General features: G+C 43.5%; 21 protein-coding genes. 8 read left to right on the top strand and 13 right to left on the bottom strand.

Annotated elements, in window-relative coordinates; all coding sequences use genetic code 11:
• Window positions 1-151 precede the first annotated feature (151 nt).
• Together ald and GGE08_RS00550 are read left to right on the top strand one after the other, a co-directional pair.
• The gene (gene ald / locus GGE08_RS00555; RefSeq protein ID WP_179382973.1) at window positions 152-1252 is read left to right on the top strand and encodes an alanine dehydrogenase; all 1101 of its coding nucleotides are present in this window, start codon (window positions 152-154) and stop codon (window positions 1250-1252) included.
• Between the two features lie 94 nt (window positions 1253-1346).
• Window positions 1347-2048 (top strand): zinc metallopeptidase, encoded by a 702-nt coding sequence (locus GGE08_RS00550; RefSeq protein WP_179382972.1) that lies wholly within the window; start codon window positions 1347-1349, stop codon window positions 2046-2048.
• Between the two features lie 64 nt (window positions 2049-2112).
• Here GGE08_RS00550 and GGE08_RS00545 read toward each other — a convergent pair whose 3' ends face one another.
• The 4 genes from GGE08_RS00545 to GGE08_RS00530 form a co-directional block, all read right to left on the bottom strand.
• A complete protein-coding gene (locus tag GGE08_RS00545; RefSeq protein ID WP_127142451.1) occupies window positions 2113-2631 on the bottom strand; it encodes a ferritin in 519 nt (172 codons plus the stop codon).
• Between the two features lie 121 nt (window positions 2632-2752).
• On the bottom strand, window positions 2753-2983 hold the full coding sequence (locus GGE08_RS00540) for a hypothetical protein (protein WP_257023920.1): 231 nt from the start codon (window positions 2981-2983) through the stop codon (window positions 2753-2755).
• Between the two features lie 132 nt (window positions 2984-3115).
• Window positions 3116-3586 (bottom strand): Lrp/AsnC ligand binding domain-containing protein, encoded by a 471-nt coding sequence (locus GGE08_RS00535; protein WP_179382970.1) that lies wholly within the window; start codon window positions 3584-3586, stop codon window positions 3116-3118.
• 49 nt (window positions 3587-3635) lie between these two features.
• Window positions 3636-5009 (bottom strand): saccharopine dehydrogenase family protein, encoded by a 1374-nt coding sequence (locus GGE08_RS00530; protein WP_179382969.1) that lies wholly within the window; start codon window positions 5007-5009, stop codon window positions 3636-3638.
• Window positions 5010-5087: 78 nt separating this feature from the next.
• Between GGE08_RS00530 and GGE08_RS00525 the strand changes: the two genes are divergently transcribed.
• Both GGE08_RS00525 and pckA read left to right on the top strand, forming a co-directional pair.
• Window positions 5088-5480: a DUF423 domain-containing protein gene (locus GGE08_RS00525; RefSeq protein ID WP_179382968.1), complete on the top strand. Its 393-nt coding sequence runs from the start codon at window positions 5088-5090 to the stop codon at window positions 5478-5480.
• A gap of 64 nt (window positions 5481-5544) precedes the next feature.
• Window positions 5545-7161, top strand: coding sequence for a phosphoenolpyruvate carboxykinase (ATP) (gene pckA, locus GGE08_RS00520; protein WP_179382967.1), 1617 nt, complete (start codon window positions 5545-5547; stop codon window positions 7159-7161).
• 50 nt (window positions 7162-7211) lie between these two features.
• Here the strand turns inward: pckA and GGE08_RS00515 are convergent, their stop codons facing one another.
• The 3 genes from GGE08_RS00515 to GGE08_RS00505 are packed head-to-tail and all read right to left on the bottom strand — an operon-like array spanning window position 7212 to window position 10273.
• A complete protein-coding gene (locus GGE08_RS00515) occupies window positions 7212-7955 on the bottom strand; it encodes a uroporphyrinogen-III synthase (protein ID WP_179382966.1) in 744 nt (247 codons plus the stop codon).
• Window positions 7956-7961: 6 nt separating this feature from the next.
• Entirely contained in the window at window positions 7962-8618 is a 657-nt protein-coding gene (locus GGE08_RS00510; protein WP_179382965.1) for a DUF4271 domain-containing protein, read from the bottom strand.
• Window positions 8618-10273 carry an ArnT family glycosyltransferase gene (locus GGE08_RS00505; protein ID WP_179382964.1) on the bottom strand — a complete coding sequence of 552 codons (1656 nt, stop codon included), beginning with the start codon at window positions 10271-10273 and terminating at the stop codon, window positions 8618-8620. Before GGE08_RS00505 ends, GGE08_RS00510 begins: the two co-directional genes overlap by 1 nt.
• A 119-nt stretch (window positions 10274-10392) precedes the next feature.
• Here GGE08_RS00505 and GGE08_RS00500 point away from each other — a divergent pair, with 119 nt between their 5' ends.
• The 3 genes from GGE08_RS00500 to GGE08_RS00490 are packed head-to-tail and all read left to right on the top strand — an operon-like array spanning window position 10393 to window position 12911.
• A complete protein-coding gene (locus GGE08_RS00500) occupies window positions 10393-11121 on the top strand; it encodes a polyprenol monophosphomannose synthase (protein WP_179382963.1) in 729 nt (242 codons plus the stop codon).
• A gap of 2 nt (window positions 11122-11123) precedes the next feature.
• Window positions 11124-12458, top strand: coding sequence for a dihydroorotase (locus tag GGE08_RS00495; protein WP_179382962.1), 1335 nt, complete (start codon window positions 11124-11126; stop codon window positions 12456-12458).
• Window positions 12459-12461: 3 nt separating this feature from the next.
• A complete protein-coding gene (locus tag GGE08_RS00490; RefSeq protein ID WP_179382961.1) occupies window positions 12462-12911 on the top strand; it encodes a DUF4296 domain-containing protein in 450 nt (149 codons plus the stop codon).
• On the opposite strand, the gene GGE08_RS00485 is transcribed toward GGE08_RS00490, so the two are convergent.
• Window positions 12895-13899, bottom strand: a complete 1005-nt coding sequence (locus GGE08_RS00485) for an NAD-dependent epimerase/dehydratase family protein (protein ID WP_179382960.1) — start codon at window positions 13897-13899, stop codon at window positions 12895-12897. The genes GGE08_RS00490 and GGE08_RS00485 overlap by 17 nt on opposite strands.
• Before the next feature lie 85 nt (window positions 13900-13984).
• On the opposite strand from GGE08_RS00485, the gene tyrS reads away from it, so the two are divergent.
• Window positions 13985-15283, top strand: a complete 1299-nt coding sequence (tyrS, locus tag GGE08_RS00480) for a tyrosine--tRNA ligase (protein WP_179382959.1) — start codon at window positions 13985-13987, stop codon at window positions 15281-15283.
• A gap of 32 nt (window positions 15284-15315) precedes the next feature.
• Here the strand turns inward: tyrS and GGE08_RS00475 are convergent, their stop codons facing one another.
• From GGE08_RS00475 to GGE08_RS00455, 5 genes are all read right to left on the bottom strand, one after another.
• Window positions 15316-15861: a quercetin 2,3-dioxygenase gene (locus tag GGE08_RS00475; protein ID WP_179382958.1), complete on the bottom strand. Its 546-nt coding sequence runs from the start codon at window positions 15859-15861 to the stop codon at window positions 15316-15318.
• A gap of 116 nt (window positions 15862-15977) precedes the next feature.
• Window positions 15978-16964 carry an acyl transferase gene (locus GGE08_RS00470; RefSeq protein ID WP_179382957.1) on the bottom strand — a complete coding sequence of 329 codons (987 nt, stop codon included), beginning with the start codon at window positions 16962-16964 and terminating at the stop codon, window positions 15978-15980.
• A 70-nt stretch (window positions 16965-17034) separates the two neighbouring features.
• The gene (locus GGE08_RS00465; protein ID WP_179382956.1) at window positions 17035-17361 is read right to left on the bottom strand and encodes a T9SS type A sorting domain-containing protein; all 327 of its coding nucleotides are present in this window, start codon (window positions 17359-17361) and stop codon (window positions 17035-17037) included.
• A 146-nt stretch (window positions 17362-17507) separates the two neighbouring features.
• Window positions 17508-17819: a T9SS type A sorting domain-containing protein gene (locus GGE08_RS00460; protein WP_179382955.1), complete on the bottom strand. Its 312-nt coding sequence runs from the start codon at window positions 17817-17819 to the stop codon at window positions 17508-17510.
• A gap of 154 nt (window positions 17820-17973) precedes the next feature.
• Window positions 17974-19167 carry a multidrug transporter gene (locus GGE08_RS00455; RefSeq protein WP_179382954.1) on the bottom strand — a complete coding sequence of 398 codons (1194 nt, stop codon included), beginning with the start codon at window positions 19165-19167 and terminating at the stop codon, window positions 17974-17976.
• Window positions 19168-19182 lie beyond the last annotated feature (15 nt).

Below are 19182 nucleotides of genomic sequence, written 5' to 3'. Positions count from 1 at the left end.
TAAAGAAAGAATAATTAACCCCTATTAAAATAGGGTATAGATGTTAAAAAGTATCTTTTTTAACCATTGACCCCTGTATTTTATCGAATTTTTGCGTTTTAATTTGATTTTTTTGTTCAACTTTGACCCATCAACCATTAAAAGCAACAAAATGACTGTTGGAATACCAAAAGAAATCAAGAACAACGAGAGTCGGGTCGGCATGACGCCTGCCGGGGTCTTTGAATTGGTCAAGAACAACCACACCGTGTATGTGCAATCGGGTGCTGGCGAAGGAAGTGGTTTTTTTAACCAGGATTACCAACAGGCAGGGGCCACTATTTTGGATACCATCGGTCAGGTGTATGCCATGAGCGATATGATCGTAAAGGTGAAAGAGCCCATTGCGGAGGAGTATCACTTGATTCAGGAAGGTCAAATAGTGTTTACCTATTTTCATTTTGCTTCCAGCGAGGCCTTGACCAAGGCTATGATCAGGAGTAAATCCATCTGCATAGCTTACGAAACGGTTGAAGATGAGGACGGTACATTACCATTGCTAACTCCAATGTCCGAAGTGGCGGGGCGTATGGCGATACAACAGGGAGCAAAATATTTGGAGAAGCCCGTAAAAGGTAAAGGTGTGCTTTTGGGCGGAGTACCAGGGGTGTCCCCTGGGCGTGTTTTGGTCCTTGGTGCCGGTACGGTTGGCATTCAGGCTGCTAAAATGGCAGCAGGATTAGGGGCGCAGGTCACGATTTTGGATGTGAACATGAAACGTCTCAGATATGTCAACGATATTATGCCCAGCCATGTGATCACCGGTTTTTCCAACGAATTCAATATCAGAAAATATATAAAGACGCATGATTTGATCATTGGTGGGGTTTTGCTGAAAGGAGCAAAAGCACCCAACTTAATTACTAGGGATATGCTCAAGGACATGCATCCGGGAACCGTAATCGTTGATGTAGCGGTAGATCAAGGCGGATGTGTGGAAACCACTAAACCAACCACACATGAAGATCCCATCTATATAATTGATGATGTGGTCCATTACTGTGTAGCCAATATGCCAGGGGCAGTGCCTTATACTTCTACTGTTGCCTTGACGAATGTAACACTGCCCTATGTGCTAAAATTGGCGAACATGGGATGGCGAAGTGCCTGTAAATTGGACAAATCATTGGAAAAGGGATTGAATGTGGTAGAAGGTGAGGTAGTATACAAAGAAATAGCCGAAACCTTTCAGTTGGAACCTGTGATGGCATGATTCACTAACATTTTGACAGCAAAATTACCCCGACCCTATTTGGCGGGGTTTTTGCTTTTATGTAGTATATTAGTTTGTATAAAATGAAAAAGCTATGATGACATATTATATATTGATTGGTGGAATTGCCCTAGTGAGCTGGTTGGTAAGCAGCCGATTGAAAAGTAAGTTTAAGCAATATTCCAAGGTTCATTTGAGGAATGGCATGAGCGGTGCCGAAATCGCCCAAAAAATGCTCGATGACCATGGTATTCGGGATGTAAAGGTGATATCCACTCCCGGAATGCTAACAGACCATTACAATCCAAAGGATAAGACTGTAAACCTGAGTGAAGGAGTGTACAATCAGCGCAATGCAGCTGCAGCTGCGGTAGCGGCCCACGAATGCGGCCACGCTGTTCAACATGCACAAGCTTATGAGTGGTTGACCATGCGCTCCAAATTGGTGCCCGTGGTAAGCGTTACCTCCGGTATGTCGACATGGGTGGTATTTGGGGGTATTATGCTGATGGCCGCCACAGGCGTGGCAGGAGGCATCGGTTTTTACATAGCCGTAGCCGGATTGATCATGATGGGTTTTGCGACCTTGTTCAGTTTTGTGACCCTTCCCGTTGAATACGATGCCAGTAAAAGGGCCTTGGTATGGCTCAAGCAGAAGAACATGGTAAGCCAGCAAGAATATGCAGGCGCCGAAGATGCCCTAAAGTGGGCCGCAAGGACCTATGTGGTTGCTGCTTTGGGTGCATTGGCCTCCTTGTTGTACTGGGCCGTTCAGGTCTTCGGTGGCAGGGATTAACAGCTAAATGAAATAAAATAAAAAGGGGCCAAGCGGCCCCTTTTTTTATACTTAATTTTGTGGTCTACTCAATCCAATTGGCAACTTGGTTGTCAATCATTTGCAGGCCTACACCTTCGGTGCCGGTCACTTCGATCATATCCAAGATATCCCTGATGGTGTTTTCTTCTTCTACCTGCTCCATTACAAACCAATCCAAGAAGCGCTCTGTGGCAAAATCACCAATCTCCCTAGCTTTTTTTACGATGTTATGGATGGATTTGGTCACTTTCACCTCGTGTTCCAAGGTAGATTCAAAAACATCGACGATGGAGGAATAATCGTGATTGATGCCCGTAACCTCTGGAGAAATGGGGTTGCCACCCGTATCCACCAAAAAGTTAAAGATTTTCATCATGTGCTCACGTTCCTCCTCAGCTTGTTTGAAGAAGAATTTGGCGCTGGTGAAAAAACCGTTCTGTTCGCACCAAGAGGCCATGGCCAAATAGGTTGCCGAGGCGTGGGCCTCCATTTTTATCTGTCCGTTGAGCAAATCCATGGACTCCACTTTAATGCTCATACTTTGTCTTGCTATGTCTTTCATAAATACTATGATTTTAATCCAATTATACCCTATAAAGGTACTGAATTTTAGGGGCTTTTAAAAATGAGCCCTTTGTTTTAAGGCGGTTTAAGACTCATTAAAAATAAAGGGTTATTCTTGTCTAGGAAACTGCCATTTCTGCAACATCGGCGGAAAGACCAAGGGATACAAAACTGTTGGACACCAATTTTTTCAAATCCAACACCTCCAAAGTGTTTAGAATGAACAGGTGTTCTTTATTGCACAGCATCAATACCTCGAAACCGTGGGCGTTGAGGTCGCTATCAAAGTGGTTTTCAATATTGATGCTCATCACCTTATGGCGAAGCGAAAGAAGCTGACATAAGGACATACGTACTATTTTTTGACCAAAGTCAAGATAAAAACAGCGTTCATCCGCAGCTTGGTAGAGGGTGTAATATGTAGATTGAACTATTACATTCATGGGGACAAATGTAATGCTTATTTAGATTTAATACAAATATCAAATCCGTATTTGACGATCGATTTGTTGATCTAAAGAGATGAAGGTCTCTGTTCTCGAAACTCCCTCGATTTGCTGTATTTTTTTGTTGAGGACCTGCATTAAATGTTCGTTGTCCTGGCACAATACTTTAATGAGTATGGACCAGTTTCCCGTGGTATAGTGGCATTCCAAGACCTCAGGGATTTCCTTGAGCTGCTTTACAGCCCTTGGGTTGGTCATAGCTTTATCCAGATAAATACCAATATAGGCCATGGTAGAGTAGCCCAACACTTTAGGGTTGATGACAAACTTGGACCCAGCGATAAGCCCCGAGCTTTCCAATTTGCGAAGCCGCTGGTGAATGGCCGCTCCAGAAATCCCAATGTTCCTCGCAATCTCCAAGATGGGCTTTCGCGCATCTTCCATCAAGTATCTTAGGATTTTCTTGTCAATACCATCTATTTTAACCGAATTGTTATTGTTTTTCACAATATGGATGTTGATTTGAAGTCAAAGGTATAGAAAAACTTTCAGTTGACTATCCTGCAACAGAGTCTGGATTATATCCCAAATAGGGTTTGTCATATTCCTTAAAACTGATGCCATAGTTTTTCAACTCTTTTAAAATAGGTCCGTACACCTCTTTCAAGATGGGTATTTGTACCCCTGGGGTGGTTATTTTTCCATTAAGGATGAGCAACGTGGCCATGGCTACCGGCAATCCAACCGTTTTGGACATAGCGGTGTAGGCACGGTTCTCTCCAATCACGACCATGTTGGCATCTATCTGCTTCTTTTTACCGTTCAGTTCGTAGCCGAATTTGTGGTACATCACGATCATATCCTTTTCATCCTCTTTCAAGGTCCAGCTATCTTCCAAAATGTATTGGAGCATCTGGGCAGGTGTCGCATTTTTTAATGGGATTTTTTTGGATGGATTAAAGAGGTCCAGCTCCAACAGTTTTCCCCACATAATGTCATCTTGGTCAATTTTAAGGTAATGCCGCATTTTAAGTTCTACGGAATCGGTAGGGGAATAGGGCAAAAAGAGGTTGACGAATTCACGGTACGACATACCTTCCGAATTTTCAATGGAGTAGCTGTCGTCCGTCATGCCCAAAATCACGAACATTTGCCACGCTTTGGAAAAGCCGACGCGCCTCATGGTTCCACGGAATAGGGTCAATGCATCTTCTAACCCGTAGGCCTCACGATATTTTAGCGAATCTCTGTTGGCATAGGCCTCAAAAGTGCCGTATCCTTCAATATCCATAAACTCGGTTCTCCTAAAGAGCTTTTGGTAAGGAATATACTTGTAAGTGCCCTCCTGAATAAATTTGGCAGCCCCTCCTTGGCCAGCCAAGACAACATTCCGAGGGTTCCAGGTAAATTTGTAGTGCCAAAGATTGGTATCGCTTTGCGGAGCAACCAATCCACCTGTAAAGGATTCGAACAACAACATTTTTCCACCCGCATCGCGAATCCGGTCAATGACTTCCATTGCACTCATGTGGTCGATACCGGGATCAAGACCGATTTCGTTCATAAAAACTAGTCCTTTTTTCTTGACATCCTCGTCCAATGCCCGCAATTGATCGCTGACATAGGAAGCGGTAATAAAATGCTTTTCAAACTCCAAGCAGTCTTGTGCGACATTGATGTGCAGACTGGCGGGCAGCATGGAAACCACAATGGAGGCTTCGGAAACCGCTTTCTTGCGTTCGGTCTCGTTGAAAATATCCAATTGAAAGACCGTACAGTTGGGATGTGAAGCAAATTTATCGGGAATGTTCTCCGGGTTAAGATCCCCGATATTGAGGTGAATCTGTTCTTCTGCTGATTTTTCAAGGAGATAATCCAAGAGGTAAGAGGTTGATTTGCCTGCTCCAACAACTAAAATAGTACGGGCCATGTGTTTTGTTTACTTTTGATATTCGGGACACTAAGGTATTAAAATGTTATATCTCTAAAAAAATAGCATGTTAAAGTTATGAACAGAACAATTTTGTTGACGGGAACGGTATTCGGTTTGTTGGCCATTGGTTTGGGTGCTTTTGGTGCCCATGGATTGGAAAAATTGGTAGATGCGGAAGCTATCGACACTTTTGAAACGGGCGTGAGGTATCAAATGTATCACGCCCTGTTCCTTCTTTTTTTGGGAATGTGGGATGGTTTGTCCAGTAAGCCAAAAAGGTACATTTATGGACTGGTTGTGGCAGGCGTGGTGCTATTCTCCTTCTCAATTTACCTTTTGGCATTGAACAGTTTGACTGCTTTTGACTTTAAAATCATAGGTTTTTTAACACCTATTGGAGGGGTTTTGCTGATCTTAGGTTGGATTTTATTGGGATATCACATTTTAACCAAGAAAACACTCAATTAAGCAAGATTTAAAAGGACGAAAAGCTATTATTTTCTAGCTTTGTACCAACATAAAAATCTAAACTATGAAGGATTCCACTTCAATTACGAAAACGATTTCGTTACACTCCTATGGAATAACCCATGACAATGTGAATTACCAGCTTTCCCCAGACGAATTACACGACATTACCATTGAAAAGGAAATGGGCCAAGAAGCTTCTTCCGGGGCCTTGGCAGTAAATACTGGAGAGTTTACAGGTAGGTCGCCCATGGACCGCTTCATTGTTAAGGACGATATAACTTCGGATAAGGTGTGGTGGGGAAACATCAACATTCCTTTTGAGAGCGAAAAGTTCGACCAACTGTACGACAAGGTCATTGCCTACCTCAATACCAAAGAATTGTATGTTCGGGATTCCTATGCCTGTGCCGATGCGGATTATAAGTTGAACATTCGGGTAATCAACGAGTATCCTTGGTCCAATATGTTTGCCTATAACATGTTCCTGCGTCCTACGGAGGATGAGTTAGAGGATTTTGACCTGGAATGGACCGTGGTGAATGCACCTGGCTTTATGGCCAATCCTGAAGAAGACGGAACCCGTCAGCATAATTTTGCCATCCTTAACTTTACCCGAAAAATCGCTTTGATCGGAGGAACAGGGTATACCGGCGAAATCAAAAAAGGTATTTTCTCCGCCTTGAACTTTATTCTTCCCGTTTATAAGAATACGCTACCCATGCACTGTTCGGCCAATGTTGGCGAATCTGGCGATACTGCCATTTTCTTCGGTCTGTCCGGAACTGGAAAAACTACTTTGTCCACCGATCCAGACAGAAAATTGATCGGGGACGATGAACACGGCTGGACACCAGACAATACGGTTTTCAACTTTGAGGGAGGCTGCTATGCCAAGGTCATTGACCTTTCCCAAAAGAAGGAACCTGAAATCTACGGGGCCATCAAAAAAGGAGCTATTTTGGAAAATGTGGTCATGGACGACAATGGCGTGGTCGATTTCGGAGATACCTCCATCACACAAAATACAAGGGTAAGCTACCCCATCCACCATATTGAAAACATACAGTGGCCTTCCATTGGAGAGAACGTAAAGAATATTTTCTTTTTAACGGCGGATGCCTTCGGGGTGTTACCTCCAATTTCCAAATTGACCCCGGCCCAAGCCGCGTATCATTTTATTTCGGGATATACGGCGAAAGTTGCCGGTACGGAAGCTGGTGTGGTGGAACCACAACCTTCCTTCTCGGCCTGTTTTGGCGCTCCCTTTATGCCTTTGCATCCTGCGAAATATGCGGAGATGCTGAGCAAGAAGATGAAAGAGTCTGGGGTTGATGTATGGTTGGTGAACACGGGTTGGACCGGTGGACCCTACGGTGTGGGCACCCGAATGAAGCTCAAGTACACGCGCGCCATGATCAGTGCTGCCCTCAGCGGAGAACTAGGTCTGTACAATTATGAGAAATACCACATCCATTCCGTGTTTGGGGTGGCACAGCCAAGGGAGTGTCCTGGCGTACCTACCCAGGTGCTCAGCCCAAGGGCAACATGGAACAATGATGAAGCCTATTACAAAACGGCCTTTAAGCTGACCAATGCTTTTAGGGAAAACTTTAAAAAGTTTGAAGCTTACGCCAGTGAAGAGATCAGGCGGGGCGGACCACAACGATATGCCTTTTAAAAAACAAAGCCCCGTTCTCACGGGGCTTTTTTATTCTTTTGTGCTGCGAACTATTTGTTCACACTGGTAATGTACTTCTGTAGAGCCATGGTCATGGAAGGTGTTTCGGGCGTTGGTGCCTGAATGTCAATCCGAAGGCCTGCATTGGTGGCTGCTTTTACCGTACTGTTGCCAAAAACGGCAATTCTAGTATCGTTCTGTTCAAAATCGGGGAAGTTCTTCATTAGGGATTCGATTCCTGAGGGACTAAAGAATACCAAGATGTCATAATACACATTTCTTAGGTCCGACAGGTCGCTGATCACCGTTTTGTAGAATATACCGCGGGTCCAATTGACGCCGACCTCGTCCAACAATTCGGGGACGATGGGCTTTAGGGAATCAGAAGAAGGTAAAAGGAACTTTTCGTCTTTATACTTCTTGATCAAGGGAATCAATTCGTTGAACGTTCTCTTCCCAACATAAATCTTTCTTTTTCTGTATACCACATATTTCTGTAAGTAGTAGGCCACCGCCTCCGACTGACAAAAATATTTCATGGAATCCGGAACTTTGAAGCGCATTTCCTCGGCAATTCTAAAGAAGTGATCCACGGAGTTTCGGCTCGTTAGGATGATTGCCGTAAAGTTGTTCAAGTCGATTTTCTGCTGTCTCACATTTTTGGCTTCTACGCCTTCAACGTGTATGAAAGGTCTAAAATCTACTTTTACTTTCTCCTTTTCAATTAATCTTGAATAGGGTGAGTTTTCGACTTTGGGTTCCGGTTGGGAAACCAAAATTGTTTTTACTTTCATAAGTTTTCAACCTTTAAAATAGCTTCCAATTAACACCAAGGGCGCAATTTCGAGTGCGCAAAGGTACAAAATAAAATACACAAAAAACGGGAAGAGTGCTTTTTGATGGTTCTTCAGCAGCTTTGTGATACCGATGCCATTAATCAAGAAAACAAGTGCCAAAACCACATAAATAGTGGTTTTTGAAAGGGGAGTAATGTAAATCAATAAAATATTGGCAACAGCGATGATGATGCCGCTATAATTGAGATATGAGATTTTACTGAAGACCACACTTCCAAAGAGCCCTAGGTTATTGAACACAAATCCAGTAAACATTTGAACCAGAAATTTAACCAATTCGAACAGGGCCAAAAACCCTAAAACAATGAGGTAGGAGAGAAACGAATTTGGAACCGGGGCAAGCTCAAAAGTTTGTAAAATAAGAAATAGGAAGAGTGATATATTGATGAGCTGGAATAGTGTCAAGAGCAAATGGAACCAATGGGAGAACTGTCCCTTTTTATTATGGAGTAGGATATACTTATCGTTGAAGGGAAGAATGATGAAATTGAGGAACTTTTTGTGGAAAAGATATTTGCCAAGTGCCAAAACAACCAGACCGACAAACAGTGTTAACGTCATCCAATCCAACGAAATGATTGTTTTTTCTATGGGTTCCATTATTCAATCTTAATCGGTTTGCCGTTGAGACCAGCGGGAAGGTTGTTCTCCGAAATCCCAATCCTAAAGTACGACGGATTTTCCATGGACGACAGCGGCAACTGAAACGTATAGTGGAGCGTATCCTTGGATTTAAGGAGCACCTGTGGTGGCTCGCTGCTCTTAACTTTTAATCGCTGTGTTTGTTTCACCTGTTTGTGCTCGTTCGAGTATGAAATGGTAAACTTTAATTGCTCCAAGGGAACATCAAAAGGATAGGGATTGTACACTTTTAATGCGTACCCGATGCCTGCGCTTGGTTTTTCAACTATACATTCCAACCTTCGATAGGATTGAAAATCATCGATAAAATTTCCATAAAAGATAGTACTGTCCAAATGCATATAACTCACCTCACCTTTTTTAAGGTATTTGGAAACATACAGAACCTTTTTGCCCCTTACCCGCTCTTCCGAACCATCAATGGAATACTGATTTTTTCGGTACATAAAATTGTTAAGGGAAATGGCAGGAACATCGGCATAAAACTCGTACATCGAGGCGCGACGATAGGAATTCTCAAAAATAATGGGCACTCCACCGGACTTTGTTTTGAGTTCACTGGTCCATTCCTTGTTGCCATGGGTTTCAAAAAACATGGGAAACAAGGGATAATACACCATCCATGCCCGGGCATACAGCAAGAGCACCAAACTCACCAAACCTACACGATACATCCATTTTCGGCTTTTGGCATGCGTCAATAGATGATTGAAGGCAATGATGGCCAATGGTATGGAGATAACAATGGCCCATTGTGCCTGTACCCTACGGTTGAAGCTGGAGATAAAGAAGAAAATCAAAACCCCATAAATCAAATACACCAAGGCTTTGGAAAACTTATCCGTGGCCCTAAATTTGAACAAGGCACCATAGACCCAGTAAAACAATAGGCCTATAATCACGATGATGTTTAAAAAGTAGCCCAAGGTAAACTCGTCAAACGAATAGGGTTGGTTGGGACGCTCATATAAATGAAAGGTGATAGATACAAAATCATTTTGGTAGAGCCACACAAAGTGAGGAAGATAACACGCCAGTGCAATACCCACTGCCAACCAAGCTTTTTTATTGAGGACCAGTTTGTAATTGGACAGCAGCACGAAAAAGATGACCAAAACCGCATGGTACTTGCTGTACATAAGTGCCGCCATAACCACTCCCAATAGAAGCGCTGTTGCAATGCTCTCGTTGGCCAAAAAACGTTTGTACAACCAAAGGAACAGGGCGGTAAAAAACAAGAGGGAGGTATCGGGAAGCGTCAAGAACCCATAAGCGTTCATTAAAGTGAAGGAGAATACCAATAGAAAAAAATGGATGACATATTCCTTCTTTTTGGGGTTGTCCACCATCAACCAGAGCAATACATAAGTGCCTGCCGATAGTATGCAACTCATTAGCCTTACGCCAAGTTCACCGTCGAAAAATAAGCTGCTCAATCTGATCAAAAAAGCCACCATGGAAGGATGGTCAAAGTAGCCCCACGCCAACTCTTGGGCATAATACCAATAATAAGCTTCATCATAAATGAGCTCTGTTACGGATGCTTGAATCAAGTTAAGTACCAAAAGGACCGCTAAGAGCACATAAAAAAGTCTGGGAAACTTTTGCGACATTCAAGTGAGTTTTAAGCGGCAAAGTTACAAATATTGGGTTTGTTCCGAGCAAGCATGTGAACTGGAACTTGTGCGGGCAAGATAGAAAACCGTATTTTTGAATTTCTAATCTAGCGCGAATGGCAGACGGCTTGGTCATTATACCCACATTCAACGAAATTGAAAACATCGAGGCCATTGTAAGAACGGTTTTCGACCTAAAAAAGGATTTTCATGTACTTGTAGTGGATGATAACTCTCCAGATGGTACCGCAGATGCTGTTCGTAAATTACAAGAGGAGTTTTCAGACCAGCTATTTTTGGAGGTGCGCAAGGAGAAATCAGGATTGGGCACGGCCTATATCCATGGATTTAAATGGGCCTTGGAAAAAGGGTATGAGTACATTTTTGAGATGGATGCCGATTTTTCGCATCGCCCTGCCGACCTGTCAAGACTGCACCGCGCCTGTTTGAACGGGGCCGATGTGGCCGTGGGTTCCCGTTATAAAAAAGGGGTAAACGTGGTCAACTGGCCCTTGGCGCGTATTTTGCTCTCCTACGGTGCTTCGTTCTATGTAAAACTGATTACTGGGATGAAGGTCCACGATCCTACAGCGGGATTCGTTTGTTACCGAAGAAAGGTTTTGGAGACCATCAATTTGGACCATGTGCGGTTTATCGGATATGCCTTCCAGATAGAGATGAAGTACAGGGCCTACCTCAAAAAATTCAAAATTGAAGAGGTTTCGATTATTTTTACCGATCGGGTAAACGGAAAGTCAAAAATGAACTCCGCCATTATCCGCGAGGCCGTTTTTGGGGTCATCGCCATGAAATTCAGAAGTATATTTTTTAAAAAGAGCTTTTAGTTATGTCAAGAATCCTGCTGAAAAATGCAAAGATTGTCAATGAAAACCGCATTTTCGAATCCGATGTGTTGTTGGATGGGGACTTTATTTCTCGAATAGATTCCGATATTTCAGATGCCAATGCCCAGGTCATCGATTTGGAAGGCGACCTTTTATTGCCAGGCGTCATCGATGATCAGGTCCATTTTAGGGAGCCCGGGCTTACCCATAAGGGCACCATCGCCACGGAGAGCCGAGCGGCCATTGCTGGGGGCATAACTACGTTCATGGAACAGCCCAACACCAATCCACAGACCACGACCATAGAAAAATTGGAGGAAAAATTTGCCATGGCGGCCAAAGATGCTTCGGCCAACTATTCCTTTTTGTTTGGGGGAACCAACGACAATTTGGAGGAATTAAAGCGACTGGACCGAAACGCCTGTTCCGGGGTAAAGTTGTTTTTAGGGTCTTCCACAGGAAATATGTTGGTAGATAATGAGGAGGTGTTGGAAAAGATTTTCAGTAATACCGAGATGGTCATTTCCACACATTGCGAAGACGAAGGTACCATTAGGGCCAATATGGAAAAGTACCAGGCCATGTACGGGGATGATATTCCCATAGAACTGCATCCCATCATCCGAAGTGCCGAAGCCTGCTATCTCTCTTCATCCAAAGCTATTGCCTTGGCGAAAAAAACAGGCGCCAGATTGCACGTGTTCCATTTATCCACAGGAATTGAGACCGATCTGTTCACCAACGAAATACCTTTGGAAAAGAAACAGATTACGGCTGAGGTGTGCATTCACCATCTTTGGTTTTCCGACGAGGATTATGCGACCAAAGGAACCCATATTAAATGGAACCCCGCCGTGAAGACCAAGACGGATAGGGAGCAACTTTGGCAAGCTCTTTTGGACGACCGCATTGATGTGATTGCGACCGACCATGCGCCCCATACCTTGGAAGAAAAAGATAATCCCTATACCAGTGCCCCATCGGGTGGACCTTTGGTCCAACATGCGCTTTTGGCCATGCTGCAAAAAGAAAAGGAAGGAATCATCAGCTTGGAAAAAATGGTAGAAAAGATGTGCCATAACCCTGCAAAACTCTTTGATATTGACCGCAGGGGATATATCCGGGAGGGGTACTTTGCCGATTTGGTCCAAGTAGGCCGAAACGTTAAAAATGAGGTAACAAAAGCCAATCTTTTCTATAAATGTGGTTGGTCACCCTTTGAAGGTGTTACTTTTGAATCTGAAGTGAAACGTACTTTTGTGAATGGGCATTTGGCGTACGACAATGGTACCTTCAGTGACAAAAAACATGCGAAAAGATTGACCTTTAACAGGTAAATAATGAAGAAGGCGGTACTTGTCTATTTAAGTTTGATGGTTTTGGTTTCCTGTGCCGAGAAAGTAGTGGAGGAACCGGAAAACCTCATACCCCAAGATCAAATGATCGAAATATTATATGATCTGTCCATATTGAATGCGGCCAAATCCGGGGCCAAAAGAAAATTTGATGATGCACATATCGATGTCATGGGATTTATCTATAACAAGTACAGTATCGATAGCACCCAATTTGCTGAGAGTGACCTGTACTACGCTTCTTTGCCCTCTGAATACCAAAAGATCTATCAAAATGTTGAAGCGATGCTGAAACAGAAACAAGATACGTTGGAAGCCATCAGCAAGCGTTTGAATGACAGTATTCGAGAGGCTGGGCTACAACGGCGTGATTCTTTGCAGTCCGTCAAGGAAAAAAGAGTGGGCAAAAAAAAGGTCGTTACCGATTCCCTGTGAACATTTGACAGCAGAACGCGATGGACTCGTCCATATCTTCAAAGGTAAAATTGAGTTGGGATTTGATTTTTTCGTTGCTGTAGTATTCCTCCTGATACAGTCCCTTTGCCACCGCTTTCGACAAGCGTCTTCTTTTGCCAAAAATGGTGCTTCGGACCCAATCCCAGCGCCAAAAGAGTTCCAACCAAAACTTAGGAATTACTTTTTGAGGGGGCTCCACTCCCAATTGGGGCGCGATTTTCTTTAAGAGGGTCGCGTAGCTCATATGTTGGTCGACCAAAATAAAACGCTCCGTTTGTATGTTGGAGTCCATCAAACGCGTCATGGCCTTGATAACGTCGTTTACCGTTACAAAACCAGTTCCGCCAGGGATAACATATTTTTTTCCTTTGGAGGCATAGGAAAAAAAGCTGCCACTTCCCGATTTCCAAAAGCCGGGCCCGATTACGACTCCGGGATTCACGATCACCACGGAGAGCCCTTCCTGTGATCCCCGCCACACTTCCAGTTCAGCATCATATTTGGTGATACCGTATACCGTAGCGTTGGCATCGTTCCACTCGGTATCCTCGGTGGCCTTAGCTTGTTTCAGACTGGGACCAATAGCCGCGATGGAGCTCACATAGCACAGTTTTTTTACACCATATTTTAGGGATAGGTTTACCATATGGGCCGTGCCTTGAACATTGGTCTGTTTCAGAAGTTTGTAATCCTTCGGATCAAAAGAAATTAGGGCGGCACAGTGGTATACCTGCTCAACACCTTCAAATAGGGCGTCCAAACCGCCCAAAGCAGTAATGTCTCCCTTGACCCAATCAATTTGATCAACGAGTTGGGACGCATTGCCCGAATAATATCCAAAAACCTTGCGAACCTTGTCGATGGACTCTTTTGTCCTGAAGTTGCTTCTCACCTTGTTCCCATTTTTCAGCAGATGGAAAAGCAAGTGGGAACCGATAAGTCCAGTACCTCCTGTAACCAAAATCATAAGGTAAAAGTACCTATTTGTTGCGGAAATATGGAGCAAAATGCCAACTTCATTTTATATTTGCAGCTATTCCAAAAAACCGATCATGACGAAGAATTTTGTTCAAGAACTGCAATGGAGGGGAATGGTACACGATGTGATGCCAGGAGCCGAGGAACACCTAATGGAAGAAATGAGGGCCGCATACGTGGGTATCGACCCAACTGCCGATTCGTTGCACATTGGACATTTGGTGGGTGTAATGATGCTCAAGCATTTTCAATTGGCAGGCCATAAGCCTTATGCACTCGTGGGCGGAGCGACTGGGATGATCGGTGATCCTTCCGGAAAATCCGCGGAGCGGAATCTTTTGGATGAAAAAACACTTCGCCATAATGAAGAGGCCCTTAAAGGTCAATTGAGCCGTTTTTTGGACTTTGAGAGTGGTGCACCCAACGCCGCGGTTCTGGTGAACAATTACGATTGGATGAAAAACTTTTCGTTCTTGGCCTTTATCCGCGATGTGGGAAAACATATAACGGTCAATTATATGATGGCGAAGGATTCCGTGAAAAAGCGGTTGTCCTCCGATGCAAAGGAAGGGATGTCCTTCACCGAGTTTACCTATCAGTTGGTTCAGGGCTACGATTTTTTGTATCTCTACCAGAACCACGATTGTACCCTTCAGATGGGCGGTAGCGACCAATGGGGCAACATCACCACGGGAACGGAATTGATCAGACGAATTGGCGGTGGGAAAGGCTTTGCCCTAACCTGCCCGTTGATTACAAAGGCCGATGGGACTAAGTTCGGAAAAACCGAAGGAGGAAATATCTGGCTGGATGCGGAACGTACCTCGCCCTATAAATTTTATCAGTATTGGTTGAATACTTCGGATGAGGATGCCGAAAAATACATCAAAATCTTCACGTTTTTGACCAAAGATGAGATTGAAGACCTTGTGGAACAGCATAAAGAGGCACCACATCAAAGGGCACTTCAAAAGAAATTGGCGGAAGAAGTTACCACTATGGTACATTCTGAAGAGGATTTGGAAAATGCTATTAAGGCCAGCGATATTCTTTTTGGTAAATCCACCTCTGAAGATTTAAAAAAATTGAATGAGAAGACTTTTTTAGATGTTTTTGATGGTGTTCCTCAAGCTACTATTTCCAAGAAAGAGCTTGAACCCGGTTTGGATATGATAGGGGCATTATCCGCCAAAACTGGATTTTTGGGTTCTAATGGCGAGGCCAGACGAGAGTTGAAACAAAATTCCATATCGGTCAACAAAGAAAAAGTAAAGGAAGATTATTTGATTACTTCGGCCGATTTGATCAATGATAAATTTGTGCTGTTACAACGAGGCAAAAAAAATTACTTTGTGTTGGTAGTGGGTGAATAAATTAAAAGCCATCTTTAAAGATGGCTTTTTGCTTAGGATATGAATGATATACCATATCGACCGCAGATTTCACTCACTTTCGCAAAGTCCGGTGGTCCTGCGGGCAGGTTGCCCAATTCTTCGAACATCAGTTCCAGTCCTGCTGGGAAAACACTCAGAATTGTTTTACAATCTTGATCGCCCACCACTTTCCAAGTATGTGGTACATTTTTTGGCGCAAATGCCAAATCACCGGCCTTTAATATAGTGGTTTCCTCTCCCACAGTAACTTCAAGTTCGCCTTCCAAAACCTTGAAGATCTCATCTTCATTGGTATGTACATGGGGAGGAATCATGGTGCCAGGCGGATTTACTTCCTCAATTAGGGTGAAAAGGCCATTGGTGTCTTCACTGGTTAGTTTAAAAGTTTGTTGGTCTCCAATAACATTCACTTTTTTCCCTTCGCCTTTTCTAACGATTTTAGGCTTTAGATTGGTGCTTTCACTTTCTTCTTTAGCGGAAAAATGGGCAAAGGCTGGCAGCGATGCAAGTGCCGCGGCTGAAAGTGCCCCTCTTTTTAAAAATGCATTTCTATTCATTTTACGTTTGTTTGGTTATCCTTTCAAAATAGTTAAAAACGTTCAAAGAAGTACCCATTTACTACATAAGAGGGTCTATTTCATGTATAGATGGTAGAAAAACCGCCCCTAAAACTTTACAGTACCATTAAATTACAGCCACGGATATCCGAATCATCAAACCGCCCCAACACCTCAAAACTGCCATTGGCATGAGTTTTCCCTAAATCTTGTGTGGCGATAAAGGAACACGAGTAAACATTGGCCAAATCGATTACGTTGATACCCCCGGTTTTTCCGTAGGCTTGGATGCTGAGGGGGTCCTCGGTATCGCGAGTGATGATTTTCATCCAAGGGGGTGTTTGGAAAATCCCATTGCCCTTGGAGTAAGCTTGTGATAAGAGCTCGGTCATCCCATACTCGGAATGAATCCTATCAACACCCAACCCTTGGGTTAGGATATGATGGAGTTCTTCGCGAATGAGTTCCTTACGACGTCCCTTCATCCCTCCCGTCTCCATGACCGTCGTGTTGTTGAGTTTCATAGGGAATTGCTCGGCCAGGTCCAGTAGAGCAAACGACACGCCTATCAAAAGGGTTTTGGTGTTTTTTTGCTTTAGGTCAAGCAATTTTCGGTGAAGTTCATCGAGGTTGTGAAGGTAAAATCCGCTATCAGGATGATTTGATTTTTTGATTAAATAGTCGACCATATAAATGAGCGAGGAACCTTCCCTTTCCAAATAAGAGGGCAACAATGCCAAAATGCAGATTTCTTCGGGAGCTTCATAAAAATATTCAAAGGCCCTTAAAAAACTGTTTTCATATAGTTTGATGTCCGGCACTAAATGTTTGCTGGTCTTGCTTTGTGTGGTTCCGCTGCTCGTGAAAATGGTTTCGACTTCTTTTTGGGTGGAAAGCACGCGATGGGTCTTAAAGAAGGATATGGGTAAAAAAGGGATGTCGAGATAATGCGAAACGGTTTCAGGTCCTTTTTTTAGGTGTTGACAAAAGTCCTGATAGACTACATTGTTTTCAAACTGGAAACGAAAAACATCCAAGGCCAAATCATTGAATTCATTTGCCTTTTCAATATTGAAAATCCGATGGGTCTCAAACTGTTTCATCCTTGAGCAAAAGTACCCAAAAATAAAAAGGCCCTTTCGGAAAAGGGCCTTAAAAATGATGAAGTATGGTTTATTTGACGACCAGTTTTCTGGTCATGGTTTTTTTGCGTTCTGTTACTTGGAGTACATAAACACCCGGCACCAATCGTGAAATGTCGAGAGTGTTGGTCGTGATTCGGCTGGTGAGCACCACTTCTCCAAATACATCATAGATCTTAATATCCTTTACACCGTTGGTTTCGGTGGTAATGTAAACTTCGTTCCCATATGCGGGATTAGGGTACATTTTAAAACCCTGTAGCTCTTGTACCGGTTCGTTGTTCACGGTAACTAAGTCTTGACCGAAAGAAAACAAAGGTAAAGCCATAAGTAGTAATACAAAGTAGATTTTCTTCATATGCGCTGATTTGGGGTCTATGTGCAATATAAAAGTAAATCAACACGGCAATTTGAGCCATTTTATGTTGTGAAAACACTAAAATGGGTGGTAAAGCGTTGATTGTTGTGGTTTGGCAGATGGATGTTTTGGGAAAAAGTACGGAACTATTTCACAATGAGCTTTCTAGTCGCCACTTTGTTGTACTCGAACACGCGAAGAATATAGACGCCTTTGTCCAATTCCGAGAGGTTGAGTTCCTTGCCTAAAATGGTGGTTTGGAGAACTTGTGTGCCCAAAACATCAAAAACCAGAATTTTTTTGGGTGCGTTGAGTGTGGTTTCTATATACACTTTGCCTTGGGTAACCGGGTTGGGGTAGAGCTTAAACCCGTCAATATCTGCGTTGGACCTAGCGTTTTCCTGAGAAAACCCAAGGGTGCAGACAAATAATAACATGACGAGGTAAAGGTGCTTCATACGTTAATGGTTACAAAGGCTATGCCACAAATATATAAAAATTGGAATGCGAAAGCGGAACCTTTTGACAAATAGAGGTTTACTTTTCGATGAAATGCAAAAAAGAAGCCCCCGGAATGCCGGGGGCTTACAATATCTTATTTTGAAAGGATGGTTAGTTGATACCTACGGTCCAACCAGCACCCCAAGTTGCAATGTCAGTTCCAGTACCATTCCCAACACCAGAGATAACGTCGGTTTCGTCAAAAATAGCTCCAGTATCGTTTTTCAAGGTTACGGTAACGTTGGTGAAAGTAACGTCTACAATATTCAAAAGGTCATCCAATACACCTTGACCCGTATCAGCGTCATCCAAGTCAAACGCTTCCTCGAAATCGATAACCAATACATTTGTGAAGGTGCCTTGTGTTCCGGCACGCAATCTTACAGCTTCGCCAGCGTTATTGGGTCCACCTACCACAGTTACATTGGTTACGGTTGGGTTGGAGAAATAGCCTGCTTCATTGCTGAAGTCAGTATTGAAACCGTCACATTCAAAAGCTTTGTCGTTGATGGTACCTCCGTGTTGTACATATACATCTGTAAGTACCCCGGTAAATCCTTCGGTCCAGTCGATAGAGTCATCCTCAGCATTAACTACAACCAAGTGACTAGCTTCAACTGTTCCACCAAAGAATTCGAATCCGTCGTCAGAGCCTTCGTACACTTGCACATAATCGATTAAGGTTCCGTTTCCTACGGCGTAAAGGGAAAGTCCGTTCAACTCGGCATTGCCATCAATGGCACCACCGGCATACTCTATACGCACATATCGGATAACTCCAGAATTATCTGCTGGAGTATTTCCGCCATAAGCCAATGCACCAACTTCAGAGGTAGCGATATCAGTAGACCCGTCAGGAGTCGAGTTGATAGGCGCTCTTCCCAAGATAATCAATCCACCCCAATCACCAGGTCCTGGATCGGAACTGTTTGAAGTGAATACTATTGGATTTGCAGCAGTTCCGTTTGCATTGATTTGCGCCCCTTGCTGAATGGCAATATAGGCGTTTACTCCAATAGGCTCCACCTCTATGGTCATGCCAGCAGGAATAGTAAGGGTAGTTCCGTTTGCCATAAGTACTGGCCCGGTTACGGTGTAAGCGATGTCTGGATCTAATGTAAGATCTTGGGTGTACAACCCATTTAGGCTTACGGCAGTTACTTCTTCTCCACCACCACCGCTTGTGTTGTTGGTGGTATTGTTCGTTACACTGTTATCGGTGATAACAATATCTGAGGTATCGTCTGCTTCACAGGCAATGAACAAAGCAGCGGCTATACCTAAAAATAAAAACTTGTTTTTCATTTGTCAGAAATTTAG

It is taken from the genome of Allomuricauda sp. ARW1Y1 (assembly GCF_013407935.1).
Lineage (GTDB): Bacteria > Bacteroidota > Bacteroidia > Flavobacteriales > Flavobacteriaceae > Flagellimonas.
Note: the sequence above shows the minus strand (reverse complement) of the source record. Positions and strands in the feature narration are given on the sequence as shown.